Origin of the sequence: Halobacillus dabanensis, from assembly GCF_900114165.1 — a bacterium.
GTDB classification, from domain to species: Bacteria; Bacillota; Bacilli; order Bacillales; family Halobacillaceae; genus Halobacillus; species Halobacillus dabanensis.
This window is the reverse complement of record NZ_FOSB01000002.1, coordinates 126,279-145,620: the sequence shown is the minus strand read 5'-3', so window position 1 is coordinate 145,620 and position 19,342 is coordinate 126,279. Positions and strand designations below refer to the sequence as shown.

Below are 19,342 nucleotides of genomic sequence, written 5' to 3'. Positions count from 1 at the left end.
ATCCCAGAATATCTTGATATGGGCCTTTTTGGTTATGAGTTTTTGCAGTGGAGCCAGTAGGGGGATGCAGGCTACTCAGCCTAACGAACCCACTGCTCCATGTAAATTTGTATTTATACAGGAATTGATGTATAGCCCCGACTGCCGAAGCCTACATTTTTTAAATGCCATCTATGCCTAATTGAAATGTTCTTTGTGTACTTCAATTTCTTTAATGGAGATACATAGAATATACGTCTATGCTCTAGCTTAATAGTTTTAGTGTCACTAATAGGCTCTATAAATTCATAAAGAACCTATCTATGACACTAAAACCACGACTTGACTTCAGCTGCTGCAGTGGCATATGGAGGGGAAAAAACTGGAAAATGTGTTGTGGTAATCAGATAAACCCTTTAGTAAATAGAAGATATAAAGTCTATGATTATTAATTACTGATAACTAATTAAGGTAGGCGTGTGTTTTACAATCTAAGTAGTATCACCTATATAATATCCAGCTACTGATGGCTATAGTTTTAGTGTCACTAATAGGCTCTATAAATTCATAAAGAACCTATCTATGACACTAAAACCACGACTTGACTTAAAGCTGTTCTACGTACTAAAAAATATTTTTCGCAGGTGCAAGTAATTTAGACAGACTACTAGAGGTGTTGTAAAGTGATACATGCAACACAAACATAAACCAATTTAAAACATAAAAAGAGCTAACAGCTCAAAACGTAAATGAACAAACTGAATCACTATCAACATTACTCTTGGGTGAAGTATGTCCAATGGGAAGTGGGATGGTGTTAGTTTAACTAATCGTTTAATAGCTGTTAGCTTTTTTGTATTGGTCAAAACATGAAAGGAGTGTTGCGAAAGAAGAGGATAAGGAGAGGATGCATATGCATAAAGAATTTTTCAAGGCATTACATGGAGATAAGGGTACGAACTTTCGATTCATAAAAAAGAAAAACGATGTCGTTGATTGCAAAGGTTCCGTAGAAAGAGATTATAAACGAGTGGTCGAAGAGATAGAACATAATAACGCTCAAAACCGAGAAATATACTTTGTGGTTAACTCGGGAGGCTACAAAAGTGCACGTATCCACAAATTTAATGCTGTGTTCATGGATCTAGACTGTGAAGTTGATGAAAAGCTCGAAACAAGCGTACACAACCAAATCACTGAGTACAAATATTCAAAACTTATGGAGGTTCAAGAGTTTGTCTACAACCCCTCTTGCATTATTGAAACGAGAAGAGGTTACCATGTGTACTGGTTTTTAAATGATGGAGCAACGAGGGATGAGTTTGAAGAGTGTCAAAAAGGACTTATAAATTACTTTGATGCTGATCCTGCTGTTACCACCCCTAACAGATTAATGAGAGTTCCCAACACCTATTGGTGCAAAAATCCAAACGAAAGATTCTTGGTAGAATTATTGGAGCTTAATGGAAATAGATACTCCATTAAGCAAATATTAAGTGAACTACCCAATTGTGAATTAAAAAATAAGAACCAATCAAACAAAAAGGATAACCTAAAGGATACAAATAGTGAACATAAAGTAAATACACAAGAAATAAAAGGTACAAACAACCTCAAGTATATTAAAGAACAAAACGTAGAAGCGTTGCAGGCTATATTAAATCCTCAAGAGATGAGAGTTAGTAACCATGCTGATCTCTGGCAATACATTAAAGAACGTGATATGAATCAATATTTAGGGATTCGTGGTAATAGCTTTAATTGCATCTTCCATGATGATGAAAACCCAAGTGCAGGTATAGTGAAGAACAAAACATCACATAAGAAAAACGTGTACAACTGCTTGAGTAGTAATTGTGGTGTTAGCTACACCATGATCACTATAACTCAAAAGTTAACAGGTCTTAATGAAGAACAATCGATGAAGTTTCTTAAAAGAGTTTACAAAATAGAATACATAGAAAGTGATTGGAAAAAGGATAGAAGAAAAATCTTAGAAAATAATGAACGCATAGTAAACGGTAAGAAAATCGAAAGTTTGTATCCAGAATTAAATAAAAGAATAAAAAGGTACATAAAGCTACTTACATTCTTTCAGGTTCTCTCCAGAAAACACCTGCAAACGGAATATTTTACAGACATCACTGGTACACCCTTGTTTTATTCTAGTATAAGTTATATTGCTAAGGCACTTGGAATCAATGCTAGAAGGTTGACTGACAGAATTGCCTTACTTACATACCTAGGACTTATAAAAAAGGTGCCTGAAGAGGAAATACCTGAACATTTATTGAAGAAAGCGAAGTTTGAAGCGGCTAAAAAAAATCAAACATATTTAACAACTTACTATTCAATTCCCGAATATAATCATGAAACACTAAGTAAATGCGAAGAGAAAGCTATAGAGTTCGTAGATTGCGGTTTTACCATGAAAGCATTTAGTCGAGAAATGATACTGCGTACACTAGGTCAAGAGGAAGCTGATCGAGTATTTCCCCAAATGAAAAATAAAAAGGTAGTAGATACTCAACTTGTTAAGACAATTGAACGAGTAACTATGGAATTGGTGGAGAAAAAGGGCTGGACAACTGAGACTGAAGTGATAAAAAATGTGAACCCAGTTGTGAAAGAAACTAAATCATTAGTTGAAACTAAAATCAAAAGAACTATGAGTGAGGTATGTATCAAATATGGAATGGTAAAACAGAGACTAAATAAGGTTATTAAAGAAGAGTTAGATATTCCATGTAAGGGGTATCCGACTATAATTATAAATGAAGAAGTATTAAACGATATTACATAAATTAAAAGTTTATAGTAGAAAAACATAAGCCTAAGTAATAAAAGATTGCAAAGTGAAATTTTCGATTAACCTTAGGTTAAAACATAAAGAAACGTAAATATAAACATAATGTTAATCGAGAATTTTACAAAAAAAGTGTTTAATTGAGTATTTGTTCTTTACTTTTTGGAAATAATAAATACTTTGTGTATATTTCATGAGCAGATTGGTCACAATCCTAACAAAATAAAAAAAGGATGGTGTCCAATTTGAATAAGAAGGAATATCAAGAGTTTTTAGCACAATTAAAAATGAGAGGGTACTCTCTTCTCTCCCCAGAGGTGAAAAACAGAACTGAAAAGGTTATGCTGCAATGTCCTAAGAACCATGTGTTTTCAATGAGCAGTAAGGATTTCTTAAAAGGAAGAGGGTGTTCATACTGTAGTGGTAAAAGGGTCTTGCCTGAGGAATCTTTCGGTGTTTTATACCCAAGTATAATGAAAACTTGGGATTATATGAAAAACGAAGGTATTAATCCAGAAGAATTAGCACCTAATTCAGGTAAGCGGCTATGGTGGATTTGTGAGAAAGGTCATCATTGGGAAGCAAGGGTATGTAATAGAACAAGAGGAACAGGTTGTCCTTTTTGCAATGGCAAAAAAGTAGTACCAAAAGAGTCACTAATGGGGCTATTTCCAGATGTTGCGTTAGAATGGAATTATGAAAAAAATGGAAATGATTCTCCTAACATGTTCACTCCAAGATCTAATAAAGAAGTATGGTGGATTTGTTCTAATGGTCATGAATGGAAGATGAAAATAGCAAGTAGGACTAATGGTGCTCCCTGTCCTACTTGTAAAAATGAAAACAACTTATCTGAAAATTCCCTTGAGATTACTCATCCAGATATAGCTAAAGAATGGCATTCAACGAAAAATGTACTGTCACCTTCTGATGTTTCTTACGGAAGCACTAAAAAAGTATGGTGGATTTGTAAATCTGGTCATGAATGGAAAGCATCTTGTAACAATAGATCAAAAGGGAGAGGATGTCCTTATTGTTCAAACAAAAAAGTTACTATAGAAAGTTCAATAGGATCTCTAAGAAAGGAGTTATTAAAAGAATGGCATCATAATAAAAATGGGTTACTTTCTCCATATGAGGTATCAATTGGATCAGGGAAGAAAGTTTGGTGGGTATGTAACCATGGTCATGAGTGGAAAACAGCTGTTAACAAAAGGGTTGCCGGACAAGGGTGTCCTAAATGTAAAATCTATACCCAAACTTCATTCGCGGAGCAAGCGATTTATTTTTATGTAGTACAAATTTTTGGCAGTGCCAAGAATAGACATAAAATGAATGAAGGTTCTAATAAATGTGAAGTAGATGTCTATATACCTGAGTTGAATGTCGCTATTGAGTATGATGGATATACGCACAAAAGGATGGAGCAGCAAATACGAGACAAGAATAAAAATCGAATATTAAAAAAACTGTGTGTTCCTTTGTTTAGAATACGAACAGAGAATCTTCCGTTTATGGAGTATTATAGTGCTTGCACTATTAATCACTCGAAAGAATTAGGTCTTGATCAATGCATCACTGCGTTGTTTGAGTGCTTTGAAGAAATGTTTTCTTTGGGTGAAAAACACAGAAAAAAGATCAAAGAACTTTCGATCAATACTCAAGAGGCCGCTGTAAAGATATACAGCCAGTATTTAAAATTCAAGAAAACAAAGAATACAGATGAACTAACTCACCTAGAGAAAGAATGGAATGGCGAAAAAAACGAAGGGCTATCATTAGGGCAGTTCTCACCTTATTCTAATAAGAAAGTTTGGTGGATCTGTAAGTATGGACATGAATGGAAAACAACTCTTGGTCATAGGAGCAGGGGAACCAATTGTCCTGACTGTAGCGGGAGGAGGGTTAGCGACCTTAATTCCTTGGAAAAGAACAACCCCCACCTTGCAAGAGAATGGAATTACCAACTAAATGACAAGGTCCCAAAAGAGGTGGCAGTAAATTCTAATAAGTATTTTTGGTGGGTTTGCTCTAAAGGTCATGAATGGGAAGCCACGGTTAATAATCGTAATTGTTTAAACAGAGGCTGTCCTTATTGTTCTGGAAGAAGGAAGGTTGTAAGTTAATATAACCTTTAACACAACGCACAACGTATCTAGTAAGAGTACAGGAGTAGCCCTGTACTCTTATTTGATTTAACTCCTGCATTTATAGAGTATATTTTTGTATTAAGATAAATGTGGCGTCATGTTGTGAGTTGAAGATTGAGGTTTGTTAGTTCATTCGAGCGATAATGGAATTGTGTGCGGTCGCTTACTTCAAAGTAAATATACAGTTACTTAAGTGGCGCAATGAGTGTCTTCTAAAGGAGTTGGTTATAAATAAAACATGAATTTTATTTTAATTATAACTCTGTTATAGTTGATAGTTAATACTTGTGAAATTTATCCTAAGAATAGTCTTGGTAAAGGGTAGTTTATGAGAATGAGAGGCTGCTGTTTTATAGCCCCAAAAGATGTTTCTTATAAAATAGTATTGTGGAAAATTAGAAATTCATGGATAATATATATCAAGGAAAAGGGTTAAAGGAGAAGTAGATATGTCTGAAATAGAAAATCAAAATAGTGTTCCAGATACAATTTTTATTAGCCATGCTAGTAAAGATAAAGAATATGTGAAAGAACTAGTAAATTTATTAACCCCTTTAAATGTCCCCAATATAGTATGTAGCTCACTTTATGGGTACCATATTCCAAATGATTCAGATATCTATGAATATTTAGCTCAAAATATTAATAGGAACGCACGTGTTGTCTTTGTATTATCAAAAAACTATTACGATAGTGTCGCATGCTTAAATGAAATGGGAGCATGTTGGATTTTGAATAAGAATTATACCACAATATTAACTCCTAACTTTGAGTTTGAAGAGATAGCAGGTGCTGTCAACCCAAATCAAATGTCATTTAAATTAACTGATACAGACAGGCTTAGTGAATTTATTGAGGGCATAAAAAGCGAATTTAATACAACTGGATTACCAACGATGCAATTTGCAGATTTAGTTACATCTACTGTTCAAAATGTAAATCAAATTGGTTATGATGAAAAAGTTAATATGGAGAATGCAACTTCTAATATTGAAAGTTGTAGGAATAGGGAAGGGAAGTTAGACGTTGCTTTAAGAGTTATCAATCCTACTCAGGATAGAATTAAGATAGATTCTATAATTTTTAATTTTAAGGACAATCAACAGCAAACTTTAATAGTAGAACAGGATAATTTAGATTTATTACTCCATAAAAATGAAAATCGTATCTTACATTTTGAATTAGACTACGGTGAGAGTAACTATAATCATTACCGATCAATACTTGAAGAAGTCGAACTACGCTCATATATTGATGCATGGTAGGAGGTAATTAACTTGAAAGTAAAATTAAATTCAGAGCAAGAAAAAATGCGATTGCGCATACAAGAATTATATAATGAGGCAATGAATTATTTTAAAAATAAACCAACAAATATTCCTTCAAGCCGTATGGAGGATATTATAAATGAATTGGGATTTTTAGGTCATAAGCTACATATGCAATTAAATCCTAAACCTAAACATCATAGATATATGATTGAAAATAGCGGTATGCAACCAGAAGATCCTGATTTTTATTACCACATCCATCCAATAGAAGACTTGTTGAAATATTTGGATGATCCACATGCAAATGATGACCCAGAAGATGTTACTTTAGATGAAAAATTTGAATTTAAAGTCTACACTAGAAGATGGGGACACGAAGATTTGTATAATATTACCCGTAATAAAGACGGGTGGTATATTAGCCATTTATCTCATGAAGGTCAGGGCGGAAAAAATGCAGAACCAATTTTAAGCTATATATTGCGGCACGATAGTGTCTCTTATCCTCAAAATCTCCCGAGGGTTATGGAAGATATTTGGATTAGAGCTAAAGATGAAGGGCTGACAAAAGAACAAGTTCAAGAAATGTTGAAACAAGTAGCAGACTGGATAAGTATTGTTGAAGAAAATTACCCAAGTGATATTGGTCGATAAGTTATTAAAAATGTCTACAGTTTATTTAACTACTAAAAGAAAAATACCTTTGTATGAAATTGTGAGTAGCATTACTAAAAAGATTCTTTTAACAGCCACAATCCTTTTATTAAAAGGATTGTGGCTGTTTTAATTTTATATCTTCACTAAGGTTGTGATGTACTAAAAAGATTTTGTGTATCTAAACAAATGGGGTATTGGTCAGTATCATACCTTGGAAATGAATATCGAAATGGATACATTAAGCTATTGTCTTTCATTTGTTGTATAACTGTGGCGGCTTACCTTTGCTTTGAGAGACTTGATTAACTTATGATTCCATTTTTCCCATAATTTGTCTAAATCTCTCGCTTTTTAAGTAGTCTTCAGTATCATTCTTAAATCAAATTCAAGAAGATATATTCCTGTTACGCCTCTCTCTAATATACCATCTGCCATGACACCTTTTTCTCTCAGTATTAAAATTGGCAAACCTTATCAAATAGTATCTTATGCCATTTTACGATGATACAGGTGAAGTTGATCTTGGAGCTTAGACTTTTAAAGATTTTGTTGATAATAAACAAATAATTCAACATGGCTAATTAAACTTATCAGTCTAAACCCTTCCTAAATTTAAGCTTTTTTGGTAGAAGAGACTTTGAGTATTGCTGAACAGTAATCGGTAGAGGCTTAATATTAAAAAGGAGCGGTATAGATTTTACTAACCGCTCCTTTTCTTTGAGTGAAGCTATAATATACCCATCCTAGACCCTGACAAGTTTACGAATAGGTACAATTATAATTTTAATTGAAGGTCATTGATAAGTCAAAACCATTAGATTTGTATCTTTATTCCACGGCACTTAATAAAAAGGGAGGAGGTTTTGCTATTCCTAAAAGCTAATTCTTTTTATTTTTGATTTTATTTAGTAAATCCTCCGCTTTTTGCTTTCTTTTTTGTGTTTCCTGCTTAAGAGGTCGATAAGCTACTGTAGAATCTATGGTTATTTCTTGAACTATATCTCCTTCTGAGACATTTTCGGTAAAGTGTTCTCTAGGAACGTTTTTTTGCACACTCTCTTCACCCTTTTTTAAAAGGACTGCAATATCTCCTTCAAAGCGATCAATTGTGTATTTAATAATATCACCCCAGAGTTATATATGGTCTCATCTCTTCAAGAGTTGCTGGACCAATATATTTTACATTTAAGAGTTGATTATAGGAAGTAAAAGGACCATAGGTATTTCTATAATCAATGATGTTTTGTGCGATTGCTGGTCCAACACCTTTAATGAGTTGAAGTGTTTCGTAATCCGCTGTGTTTACGTTAATTGGATACTGTGGATCAGGATCTGGAGTCGGTTCAGGCTCAGGCTCTGGTTCAGGATTAATATTTGTTCCGCAATTATCAGAACCGTCAAATGGACTAGCATCCACATGGTAACTATTTCCGTTCGTAGTTACAGTGATAGTTCCTGCATCACAAGTTGAGTATAACGTTGCTCCAGCATCCCACATACGGTTTACAACGGTAGAATCTGGGTGCCCATAACTGTTAGGACCATAAGACAAAATACCAACCTCAGGATCAACAGCATTTACAAATGCAGAAGATGTAGAATTTGATGCTCCATGGTGTCCCAGCTTAAGAATCTCAGCTTCAACATCGTACTGCTCGATGATTTCCTGTTCAATGTCTACAGAGGCATCGCCTGTTAACATGAAATCTATTTGATTATGAGATACCTTCAAAACAATAGACGACTCGTTGTTATCACTTGAGCTATGCAAGCTGTTAAGTACATTGATGTCTAAAGTATCATCCAAGTTCAAGGAATCTCCTGCTGATGGTGTTTCAAATGGAATGTTCTTCTGGTCAATGAGAGTTAAGTATTCCATATAAGTATCAGTAGTATGAGGCTTACCGCTATCTACTACTTTCTTGACTTCCACTTGCTCAAGAACATCAATTAGTCCGCCAATATGATCGGCATCCGGGTGAGTTGCTACCATTATATCGATACTGTCAATTCCTGAGGAAGCTAGGTAATCTACAATTTCTTCCCCTGCAGATTTACGGCCACCATCGATTAGGATTGTCTTTCCAGATGGAGATTCTATTAATGTACTATCCCCTTGTCCAACATCAATGAAGTGAACTTCTAAATCATCCATAGAACGGAATGAAGGCTCAATTGTTGCTGCTAGGACTTTAGCGAATTCAGCACGTGTGATATCTTTATATGGCTTGAAGCTGCCATCTGGTGTTCCGTTAATTATATTTTGAGAGTACAAGTCCATAATACTGCCTGTAGCCCATGAGATATTTTGAGCGTCTGGCAAGCCATTAACAGAGCCATTTCTCTTAATGTCATAGGCACGATCAACCATTACAGCAGCTTCAGCACGACTAATAGGGTCTGTTGGACGGACTTTGTTGTCGTACCCTTTAATTATCCCCTTTTCATACGCCACTGCAACTTCATTATAGTAATACTTCCCTTTAGATAGATCAGTGAATGGGGGAGTAGATGTAGGACTAGCATTAGGGAATAAGTCTCTCACAAGCATTACTGCAACCTGTCCTCTTGTCACATCCATTTGGGGACCGAAAGTACCATCCGGAAAACCATTAATAATCCCTTCATCAGTCAAGTAAATGATTTCTTCTTTAGCCCAAGGGACGTGCTCTAAATCTGGAAAACTACTAGCTTTTACACTCGTATTATTGAGTGAGAAAACAAATGCGAGTGAAAGCAAAATAGAAAAAAGCTGTTTCACTATTATTCCTCCTTTATTATTGTGTTCGTTATTAAGTATATTACATAATTCTACCATTTGTAAGGGATGTGAGTGTGGTTATATATTTTCATTTGATTGTATATCCATAATGGTTAGCGGTTAAAGAGAGTCTGAATTTCAGTAAATTAAAGCACTCATACATATTAAATGTGGTATAATTTACCTATCTATATTTAAAAAAGAAGGTGCGTAAGTTGTATAATAGAATAACCTCTATCAATTTCCTCAATCATTTCCGTGTTAAAGCAGAATTCGACTATAATTATTATCTACATTTCACACTCCCAGAAAGAGAAGGTACACATGTAATCAAATTCAATGAATGTCGAAAGGTACATGATGATATATTTTTAATCCAATATTATGAATGGGATAACAAATCAAATAACATATCCAATTTTACTGGACATCAAATGCATATAAGTGAAAGCCAGATAGTTAGAATCACAGTTAAAGATAAAAATGAATATTATCCTAGCTATGTAATAAATTAGTAGTTTATCCTCATCTGAAAGTGGAGTAGGGGATGTTACTTAAGGGCGTTTGGGTCAATTTTAAATACACACATAACTGTAATTATATGAAATTCCTGAAGGGGGGATGGTTTACAGGTGTGCTATATAAATGGAATTCACCAATGCAATTAGTTGATCATCGGCGACAGGTTAAAGATAATATGAAGTATTTTCTTAATTCACTTTATTTGTTAAAGGTATATCCTTTCTGCTATCGAATAAGATAAATCAGTCAGAAAGGGTGGTGGGTGGAATTTTAAAAAGTAAATTAAATACCCCAGTGTCTTACTTGGTTGGGTTTGTTTGGCTTTATATTGTCTCATATGCGGGTGTGTTGATTATGAATGATGAAACACCAGTTTTATTATTACTTTTGATAATTCTGATTGGCCCATTTACCAGCGGGGGATTACTATTCTTTATTTCTAAAAATAACAATATAATTCATGGAGGGATCTGTCCAAGTTTATTTCTCTTCATTAATGATATCCTTTTCCCTAGCGAATTTGCTAAAGGTGAAGGGGTTCTTGATCAATACGGACTCTATATTGTTTTCTTTACAATAGGCTTAGTTGGTGCATATATTACAAATAAAATGAAATGACTACTAAGCAGAAAAGTAGAGACTACAGGATATCTTTAGTTAGATAGATAGTTGCAGGAAAAAATCACCTCTTGTCGAAAGGTATGTTTAGAGGTGATGGATATGGAAAAGGAGTCCCCCACGCAAGTTAAGCAGGGAGAATACCCCGTAACTATTTATGAAGGGGAGAGACTTTTAATAAAATGCTCAAGTCTCCAAGAGGCTGCACGATTTATTAAGGAAAGAACTAATGATAAATTTTTCAGGTGGACACCCATCAATAAAAGTCTTTGGTACGATGAGCCTTATTCAATTGGAGGAGCCACTTTTCATTTTGTAACAGATCCAAAAATTAAAAAGGAAAAACTTAAAGAATTAAGTGAAAAGAAGTTTAAGAATTAAAACAAAAAGGTGGTATATCAATTGATAGAAGTCCTTCTTGATCATTCTTACGAAGATGATTATTTTATGATTTCGGATGTAACTGTAAACATAAAAGACTCTCAAGAAAAAGAACGAGTTAAGGAATTAGTTGAAAAACACAACCTTGTAGGTTGGCTGGTAGATGTGGATAGAGGACTATCCAAGAGATTAGCCAATTTATTACAAGTAGATGCGGAATTAATTGATTTTGACACAAATGATATAGACATAATGTAGTTAACTAAATGCAGTTTTAACAGGCACGGATATCTAAGATTGGTATATGGAGAAGGAAAAGTATTCCTTTGTCGAACAATCATTTTAGAGGGTTGGGTGGGAGGTGGACTTTTTATATGGAAGTATTTGTTCTGTTTATATTAATAGCAAGCGTCTACGTCTTGATTAAGGCGAAAAAACGGGAGAAAGAACGATTGCGGAAGCTTAGAAGTGCAGCCATTGCTGAAGTTGACAATATGTCCGGCATCATGTTCGAAGAATACCTTAAAGCTTTGTTGAAGTCTAGGGGATACAAGGTTCGTATGACTCTTTCATCCGGTGATTTTGGTGCTGATTTAATATTAGATGATAATTTAAATACTATTGTAGTCCAATCAAAGAGATATGCTAAAAAGGTTGGGGTAGGAGCAGTTCAAGAGGTTGTTTCTGCGAAAAGCTACTATCAAGCTGATGAGTGCTGGGTTATAACAAATAACTACTTTACAAAACCTGCTCAAAAATTAGCAAAAGTCAATAATGCGACCTTGGTTGATAGGTATCAGCTAATTGATTGGATTCATGAAGAAGAGAATAATACTAAAAAACAATTAAACTAATGGGATGAACTTAGCTTAGTATTACATAGTTAATTTTATATTTTTTATTGTCTTAAGGCAGGTTATAATTTCCCTTTTATCGAAATATTGTATAATAGAAGGGAGGGTGTATAAACGTGGAAAATCATCAAATTGAATATCAACAAGGCGAGTATATTAAAAGTAATACCCCAGTTGAAGCCAGATCACTTTCCGTTTACGCTGAAATTCCTTTGAGAATAGTGCAGAAGGATAAAGGAGGCAATCATCTATATTCCTCTGATATTGTATTTGCAGAGAACAAAAATCGGATATTGACTTTGAACGAAGAAACAAAACATATAGATGTAATAGCTCTAGAAAGCGGAAGGTCTATTTATCCTATTACTGTATCTAATTATTAATATCTATATTTAAACACCCCAATAGGGGTGTTTTTTATTGGTTTGGATAAATCCCAAACTAACCCAATCAGGAAGTAGTTTTATCGGGCAGCCTATGACTAACTCTCTATGCCACAAAAGATATGATAGCTATAAACAGTAGAGATGGTTTTTGGTTGTATCTAACCACCGATAGCAGCAGCTCAGGTTATAAATATTGGCGTGGAGAGTATGAAGCATAGTAATGTCTTACAAGATTAAATTGTAGCCTCATTTTTGTTTTTTAGTCATATAGAAGGAGGTATATGGAATTATTATGGAGAAATAGATATAAAAAGGGAGGAGTCTAATGAAAAAGTTTTTAATATTGTTCTGTCTCTTATTACTATTTGGTTGTGGAGCGGAAGAAACTCAAGGTGCAAAAGAAGAGGAAGGTTTGACTGAAGCGGAGTATGGTGCAAAGTTAGAACAAATTTCAACTGACATCGTAAATAGTGGAGCTACTGCTGAGGAAATGCTAAATATATATTCTCAATTTTGGAGTACGGCGATCGAACGTGACATTACAAAAGATGACCTACAAACAGTATTAGATATATCTATTAGTGATATGGAAGAGTATTTTAAATATGATTTTTATGACCCCCTTCCAGTTGCTACTAGAGGTGATTTTGATTCAGTTATCATTGGCATTCAGAATTTCTATAACGGTAATGGTAAGGTAGAGGAATTGCAAAGTGCTTCTTCTAAAATTGAAAGTAATTTAAAGGAATTAAATGATCCACCTGAAAAATTCCAGAAGGTTTATGATGAAACGCTTGAATTGTACGCTAACTATAATGAATTTATTTCATTAGCAGAAAGCCCTACTGGTTCATTATTAGAGTTTAATAAAAAGTTTGATGAATTATCTACTAACATTGTAAGCAGTGTAGATAAAATTGAAGTTATGATGCCTACAATCGAGGAATAAACATTATTTAGAGAAGAAACTCTTTAATATAGAAACGTACGTTCGACTGTGTTATAGTTGTAAATGTCCCATTGAAAAATTAAAAATCCACGAACAATGTTCTTATAATGGGATACTCACCTACCGCCATAGGTGAGTTTTTTATTGTTTGATTTTGGCCTCTCACTTACCATTAAGTGTTTGAGAAGCTTTACGGTATGCCCGCAACAAAAAACGAAAGCTCTTTAATGGATTTATCGAGATCGATTATTATCAAAAGTCCGTCTTCCAATTTCTTTATTTTTGTATGATGTATTGATATAATTGAATTGTGACGTACACATATTGAATAATGGTAATTTAGGTGCTTGTGTACTTAGTCATACAAACACATATAAACAGGGTAATTATGCTTTGAAAACGTTGATATAGAAGGCTTTATGCTATTTTTTATTTAGTAGTACCGACCGTGTAGCGAAGTACAACCAACTTCTTCGTATCGAAGACCAGTTGCTTGGAACAGCTACTTACGCTGGCGAGAAAGCATTCTACAACTTGAATAAATAAGTTTTAAAATGAGCCTCTCTGATGATTCAGAGGGGCTTTTTTCTATGATATGATAAAGGCATACAATCAGGAGTAGGAGAACGAACAATGATGAAAAGGTTGATCAAGTTTGCTTTATTTGTAATGGTTATTTATGGCCTGTATACGGGATATTCTATATGGACCTATGGAGATGAGACACCATTATCAAATAAGGCGGATGCGGCTATTATTCTTGGGGCCGCGCAATGGAACGGGAAACCCAGCCCAGTGTTTGAAGGGCGATTAAAGCAAGGAATTGAGCTTTATGAAGAAGGGGTCGTCGAATACTTGGTCCTGACAGGCGGAAAGAGTGAAGATGCAGTTTCTTCGGAAGCAGAAGTAGGGAGAGAATACGCCATTGAAAAGGGAATACCAAAGGAAGATATTTTGTATGAGGATCTTTCAGTGGTGACAGAAGAAAACCTTTCCAATGCTAAAGAAGTGACAAAGAAAAATAGCATTCATTCTTACCTATTAGTCAGTGATCAATTTCATTTAAAAAGAGCAGTCGCTATGGCTGAAAATCTAGGAATGAATGTTAAAGGTGTACCTACTCAATATTCCGCTTATAAGAGTCTGGAAACGAAGGTTCCTTTTTTTCTAAAAGAGTGGGGATACTGGCTTGGTCACCCAATAACGAAGTTGATGATTTTATGAGGGGAAGATTTTTATGGAGCTGTTAGAGGCGATACAAAGTCGTCGTTCTATACATGAATATAAAAGGAACCTGGTAGAAGCAAAAACAATGGAATACCTCTTTTCAGAGGCTGCCTGGGCACCAAATCATCGTATGAAAGAACCTTGGAATATCCGGCTTTACCAGGAGAATGGCAAAAAGAGTTATGTGGAATCCGTTTTGAGGAGTTATAGAAGGCAAGGATTTTTTGAAGGGTATGACCAGGATAAGCAAACACGCTTAGAGCAAGGGATTGAAGACTTTCTTTGGAATATTCCGCATCATGCATTGATCTACATGGAAAAGGATGAAGATCAACGAAAGTATGAAGAGGATTATGCAGCGGTTTGTGCTTATATTCAAAACTTCCAGTTATTGGCTTGGCAGGAGCATGTAGGTGTATTATGGACAACTAGTCCTTACTTACACGATCCGCAATTCGCGGAAGACATAGGTTTAGATCCAAAGGTCTATAAGCTGGTTTCTGTCCTGCAAATCGGTTACCCAAAAAGAATCCCAGTTCCTAAAAGAAGAACCCCCATTCATAAAAAACTCCATATCTTTGATGGAAATGAAAAAAGCTGACACTATTTAAGTGTCAGCTTTCAGCTTTTTTATGAACATCTTTAGGATGATCTTCATCTGGCAACGGATCAACAGTGTGTTTATAGTCATAACCTTTAGAGACAGCCATGCCAAACATAGCAGCAATCCCAATGACTATAGCGATACATACAAGCATGATAACCGTAAAAGTCATGGAAACACATCTCTTTCTCATTGAACATACTCCAAAGAGGGTGTCTTTGGATCACACCTATTTTCCCATAGAATTGCCGAGAATACTACTTCATTTGTGTCTTTTCTTTTACGAAAGCGACAACTTCTTCTGCAGTGCCCATGGAAAGAATTTCATCTTTGTAAGAAGCTAATTCTTTCTTAGAAAGGTCTCTGATCTGTGTACGTGCTGGGAGTATGGATGTGGCGCTCATACTGAATTCATCCAGTCCAAGTCCAAGAAGGATAGGGATTGCAATCTCATCTCCTGCCATCTCTCCACACATTCCAGCCCATTTGCCTTCCGCGTGAGCCGCTTCAATAACATTGTTGACCAAGTTCAATATTGCTGGGTTATATGGCTGATATAAGTAGGATACGCGCTCATTCATACGGTCGGCAGCCATGGTGTATTGAATAAGGTCATTGGTACCGATGCTGAAGAAGTCTACTTCTTTGGCAAATTGACGAGCGATGACAGCAGTAGCAGGAATTTCGACCATCATACCGACTTCGATATCGTTAGAGACGTCTTGTCCTTCATTCTTCAAATTTGTACGTTCTTCTTCTAGAATTGCTTTCGCTTGGCGAAACTCTTCTAGTGTAGCAATCATTGGGAACATGATTTTCAAGTTACCGTGTACGCTAGCACGAAGCAATGCGCGAAGTTGGACGCGGAAGATGTCGTCACGTTCCAGGCAAAGGCGGATGGCACGGTAACCCAGGAACGGGTTCATTTCCTCTGGAAGATCCAGATAATCCAACTCTTTGTCTCCACCGATATCGAGTGTACGAACAACGACAGGCTTGTCACCCATTTGTTTCAGGACAGAAGAGTAGGCGTCGAACTGTTCTTCTTCTGTTGGAAGTTGGCTTTTACCCATGTAAAGGAATTCCGTGCGGTATAGGCCGACACCTTCACCACCGTTGTTAAGGACGCCTTCCACGTCGTCAGGAGTCCCGATATTAGCAACAAGCTCTACATGTTCTCCTTCAGAAGTGACGGTTGCTTCATCTTTCAGCTTCGCCCATTCTTCCTTCTGTTTTTCGAAATCTTCTTGTTTTTGTTTGTATTGATTGATCTGATCATCACTAGGATCGACGATAACGTCCCCGTTGATTCCATCTACAATAATCATCGTATCCTTCCCTGCCTGGGAAGTGATGTTTTTGGTTCCGACAACTGCAGGGATCTCTAGAGAACGAGCCATGATAGCGGAGTGGGAAGTGCGTCCACCGATATCTGTCGTAAATCCTTTGACGAACTGTTTATTCAGCTGAGCCGTATCAGAAGGAGTCAAATCGTCAGCTACGATGACAACTTCTTCATTGATCAGTGCAGGATCCGGGAATGTTACACCAAGCAAGTGTGCCATCACACGCTTCGTCACATCCTGGATATCAGCGGCACGCTCACGCATATATTCATTGTCCATGCCTTTGAACATGTCGATGAACATATTTGCTGTTTCAGAAAGCGCTGCTTCTGCATTGACGTTTTCACTCTTGATTTTATCTTCGATTGGTTGAATCAACTCTGGGTCACTCAACACCAATAGGTGAGCAGAGAAAATTTCTGCATGCTCATCTCCTAATGATTTTCTTGTATGTTCTTTGATCTTCTCAAGCTCTGATTTAGACGTATCCAGAGCATCATGTAGTCGTTTGACCTCTTGTTCGGGTAATTCTATATCTTTCTTACTGAAAGAAAGGTCAGGTGCTTCCAAGCGGTAGACCTTTGCAATGGCTATACCGCTGGAAGCTGCTATTCCTTGAAGCTGTGTCATGCTGTTATTCCCCCAAGCCTTCGTTCTTCATCGTTGTTTCTAAATGATCGATTGCTTCTTGTTCGTCACTGCCTTCTGCTGTGATTTTAACCTCAGCATCAGCTGGAATCCCAAGACTCATGATTCCCATGATCGATTTCAGGTTGACTGATTTCTCTTTGTAGTGAAGATTGATATCTGACTCATATTTACCTGCATTTTGTACCAGTACTGTTGCAGGACGAGCGTGAACACCGTCTGACGATGTGATTTTAAAAGTTACTTCTACCATTATAATTCCTCCTTAAAAAATATCTTATCATTGAGTTACCCTAACTTTATTATTTTAAGCCTTTCGCAGGTCTTTTTTCAAGAATCCTACAATAATTGCACCAAGAATAGATCCGGCAATAATTGCCACAAGATAAAGGACGATTTGCATGAAGCCGCCTTCGACGAGTGGAGCAACGATAATACCACCATGAGGAGCTCGTAAGCCGATTCCAAATAGCATTGTCAGCATCCCTGTTAAGGCACTACCAGCTACCATAGATGGAATGACACGTCCTGGGTCGGCAGCAGCAAAGGGAATCGCACCTTCTGTGATGAAAAATGCTCCAAGTGGATAGGCTGCTTTACCCGTTTCTCTTTCTTGATCTGTGAATTTATTTTTGAAAAATGTTGTAGCTAAGGCCATCGCTAATGGTGGGACCATTCCCCCTGCCATAGCTGCTGCTATAAACGTATAGTTCCCAGCATCCAGAGCGGCAATTCCGAATGTGTATGCGGCTTTGTTAACAGGACCTCCCATATCAACAGCCATCATTCCACCGACAATCAATCCAAGCAAAGCTAAATTTGAACCACTCATACTTTCTAAGAACCCGAATAGAGCTGTGTAAACACTAGTCAACGCAGGGTTGATCAGTAACATGATCATACCTGTTCCGAAAATCGCAAGGACCGGATAGAAAAGGACGGTTTTCATACCATCAAGAATTGCAGGTAGACCTTCTAACCATTTTTTAATAAGCAGTGTCAAATAACCAGCTAAGAAGCCGGCAATCAGACCGCCTAAGAAACCAGAACCGTTACCCGCACCTTCAACCGTTTGCGTAATAGCAATAAAACCACCGATCATACCAGGAGCAAAACCAGGACGGTCAGCAATACTCATCGCAATGAAACCGGCCAATACAGGGACGAGTAGGAAGAAGGCTGCATCCCCACCGATTGTACTTAACATTTGTGCAAACTGGTTGTCTGACTCAATACCGAAGAAGAAGGAAATGGCAATAAGTATTCCTCCGCCGACAACGAAAGGAAGCATATTAGAAACACCGTTCATCAAGTGTTTATAAACACCTTTACGCTGACCTTTTTCATCAGATGATTCTTTATTGCTCCCTCCGCCTTGATATAGAGGGGCATCTTTATTTACGGCTTTATTAATCAGTTCTTTTGGTTCGTGAATCGCTTTTGCGACAGGAACTTCAATAACAGGCTTGCCATTGAACGGTTCCATATCGACTTTCGTATCAGCTGCAACGATGATAGCGTCTGCTTCTGCAATATCTTCATTTGTCAGTCGGTTCTTAATTCCGCCAGAGCCATTGGTTTGTACTTTAATGTTCACACCCATTTCCTTAGCCGTAGCTTTCAATTTATCAGCGGCCATAAAGGTGTGTGCAATACCGGTTGGACATGCAGTGACGGCCAAAATCTTTCCTGCCGGCTGATCTGCCGTCTCTTCATCATCATCTTCTTCTGCTTCTTTTGCGTTAATCGCTTCGATAACATCTGCTTCCGTTTTGGCAGCTTCCAATTTCTCCCGGAATTTATTATCCATTAAGAAGGAAGAAAGGCGAGATAATGTTTCTAAATGCGTGTTGTTTGCACCTTCAGAAGCTGCGATCATGAAGAATAGGTTGGTAGGTTGTCCATCCAGGGATTCATAATCAAGCCCTTCCTGTGATCGACCAAATGCAATAGCAGGGGTATCGACCGCTGATGTCTTCGCATGTGGAATGGCGATTCCTTCTCCGATTCCAGTGGTACTTTGGGCTTCACGATCATTGATGGCTTGCTTAAATGCGTCACGATCTTTAAGTTTTCCGGCACCATCTAATTTTCCTACAAGTTCATCAATCGCTTCAGGCTTAGATGCGGCTGACATATTTAAAAGGATGGTGTCTTTTGTCAATAAATCTGTAATTTTCATT

General features: G+C 36.6%; 18 protein-coding genes and 1 pseudogene. 13 read left to right on the top strand and 6 right to left on the bottom strand.

Translation table 11 applies throughout. The features are described from left to right. Positions 1–892: 892 nt before the first annotated feature. The 4 genes from BMZ58_RS03920 (at position 893) to BMZ58_RS03905 (ending at position 6,860) form a co-directional block, all read left to right on the top strand. Complete coding sequence (locus tag BMZ58_RS03920) at positions 893–2,782, top strand: hypothetical protein (RefSeq protein ID WP_075035259.1); 1,890 nt, start codon at positions 893–895, stop codon at positions 2,780–2,782. Positions 2,783–3,030: 248 nt separating this feature from the next. Continuing rightward, positions 3,031–4,911, top strand: coding sequence for a zinc-ribbon domain-containing protein (locus BMZ58_RS03915; protein ID WP_075035258.1), 1,881 nt, complete (start codon positions 3,031–3,033; stop codon positions 4,909–4,911). A 473-nt stretch (positions 4,912–5,384) separates the two neighbouring features. Beyond that, on the top strand, positions 5,385–6,200 hold the full coding sequence (locus tag BMZ58_RS03910; RefSeq protein ID WP_075035257.1) for a toll/interleukin-1 receptor domain-containing protein: 816 nt from the start codon (positions 5,385–5,387) through the stop codon (positions 6,198–6,200). Positions 6,201–6,212: 12 nt separating this feature from the next. Beyond that, positions 6,213–6,860: a hypothetical protein gene (locus tag BMZ58_RS03905; protein ID WP_083412502.1), complete on the top strand. Its 648-nt coding sequence runs from the start codon at positions 6,213–6,215 to the stop codon at positions 6,858–6,860. A gap of 882 nt (positions 6,861–7,742) precedes the next feature. Here BMZ58_RS03905 and BMZ58_RS03900 read toward each other — a convergent pair. Then, entirely contained in the window at positions 7,743–7,970 is a 228-nt protein-coding gene (locus BMZ58_RS03900; protein WP_279626120.1) for a DUF3006 domain-containing protein, read from the bottom strand. 16 nt (positions 7,971–7,986) lie between these two features. After that, positions 7,987–9,624 carry an S-layer homology domain-containing protein gene (locus tag BMZ58_RS03895; protein ID WP_075035255.1) on the bottom strand — a complete coding sequence of 546 codons (1,638 nt, stop codon included), beginning with the start codon at positions 9,622–9,624 and terminating at the stop codon, positions 7,987–7,989. An 876-nt stretch (positions 9,625–10,500) separates the two neighbouring features. Here BMZ58_RS03895 and BMZ58_RS03885 point away from each other — a divergent pair. The 9 genes and pseudogenes from BMZ58_RS03885 (at position 10,501) to BMZ58_RS03845 (ending at position 15,162) form a co-directional block, all read left to right on the top strand. After that, entirely contained in the window at positions 10,501–10,764 is a 264-nt protein-coding gene (locus BMZ58_RS03885) for a hypothetical protein (protein WP_075035253.1), read from the top strand. A 96-nt stretch (positions 10,765–10,860) separates the two neighbouring features. After that, on the top strand, positions 10,861–11,145 hold the full coding sequence (locus BMZ58_RS03880; RefSeq protein WP_167360020.1) for a hypothetical protein: 285 nt from the start codon (positions 10,861–10,863) through the stop codon (positions 11,143–11,145). A 21-nt stretch (positions 11,146–11,166) separates the two neighbouring features. Beyond that, positions 11,167–11,403: a hypothetical protein gene (locus BMZ58_RS03875; protein ID WP_075035251.1), complete on the top strand. Its 237-nt coding sequence runs from the start codon at positions 11,167–11,169 to the stop codon at positions 11,401–11,403. 116 nt (positions 11,404–11,519) lie between these two features. Further along, positions 11,520–11,999 (top strand): restriction endonuclease, encoded by a 480-nt coding sequence (locus BMZ58_RS03870; RefSeq protein ID WP_075035250.1) that lies wholly within the window; start codon positions 11,520–11,522, stop codon positions 11,997–11,999. A gap of 116 nt (positions 12,000–12,115) precedes the next feature. Continuing rightward, complete coding sequence (locus BMZ58_RS03865; RefSeq protein WP_075035249.1) at positions 12,116–12,382, top strand: hypothetical protein; 267 nt, start codon at positions 12,116–12,118, stop codon at positions 12,380–12,382. A 328-nt stretch (positions 12,383–12,710) separates the two neighbouring features. Then, positions 12,711–13,334 (top strand): hypothetical protein, encoded by a 624-nt coding sequence (locus tag BMZ58_RS03860; protein WP_075035248.1) that lies wholly within the window; start codon positions 12,711–12,713, stop codon positions 13,332–13,334. Between the two features lie 435 nt (positions 13,335–13,769). Continuing rightward, positions 13,770–13,880: pseudogene (locus BMZ58_RS21415) on the top strand (hypothetical protein); the annotation flags it as partial. An 87-nt stretch (positions 13,881–13,967) separates the two neighbouring features. Then, positions 13,968–14,558 (top strand): YdcF family protein, encoded by a 591-nt coding sequence (locus BMZ58_RS03850; protein WP_244151489.1) that lies wholly within the window; start codon positions 13,968–13,970, stop codon positions 14,556–14,558. A 13-nt stretch (positions 14,559–14,571) separates the two neighbouring features. Beyond that, a complete protein-coding gene (locus BMZ58_RS03845; RefSeq protein WP_075035247.1) occupies positions 14,572–15,162 on the top strand; it encodes a nitroreductase family protein in 591 nt (196 codons plus the stop codon). A 13-nt stretch (positions 15,163–15,175) separates the two neighbouring features. Here the strand turns inward: BMZ58_RS03845 and ytzI are convergent, their stop codons facing one another. The 4 genes from ytzI to BMZ58_RS03825 all read right to left on the bottom strand — a co-directional run bounded on the left by ytzI (position 15,176) and on the right by BMZ58_RS03825 (position 19,341). Then, complete coding sequence (gene ytzI / locus BMZ58_RS03840; RefSeq protein WP_244151488.1) at positions 15,176–15,358, bottom strand: YtzI protein; 183 nt, start codon at positions 15,356–15,358, stop codon at positions 15,176–15,178. 64 nt (positions 15,359–15,422) lie between these two features. Next, positions 15,423–17,141 carry a phosphoenolpyruvate--protein phosphotransferase gene (ptsP, locus tag BMZ58_RS03835; protein WP_075035246.1) on the bottom strand — a complete coding sequence of 573 codons (1,719 nt, stop codon included), beginning with the start codon at positions 17,139–17,141 and terminating at the stop codon, positions 15,423–15,425. Positions 17,142–17,145: 4 nt separating this feature from the next. Then, positions 17,146–17,412, bottom strand: a complete 267-nt coding sequence (locus tag BMZ58_RS03830; protein WP_075035245.1) for a phosphocarrier protein HPr — start codon at positions 17,410–17,412, stop codon at positions 17,146–17,148. A gap of 54 nt (positions 17,413–17,466) precedes the next feature. Then, positions 17,467–19,341, bottom strand: coding sequence for a PTS fructose transporter subunit IIABC (locus BMZ58_RS03825; RefSeq protein WP_075035244.1), 1,875 nt, complete (start codon positions 19,339–19,341; stop codon positions 17,467–17,469). Between the last annotated feature and the right edge of the window lies 1 nt (position 19,342).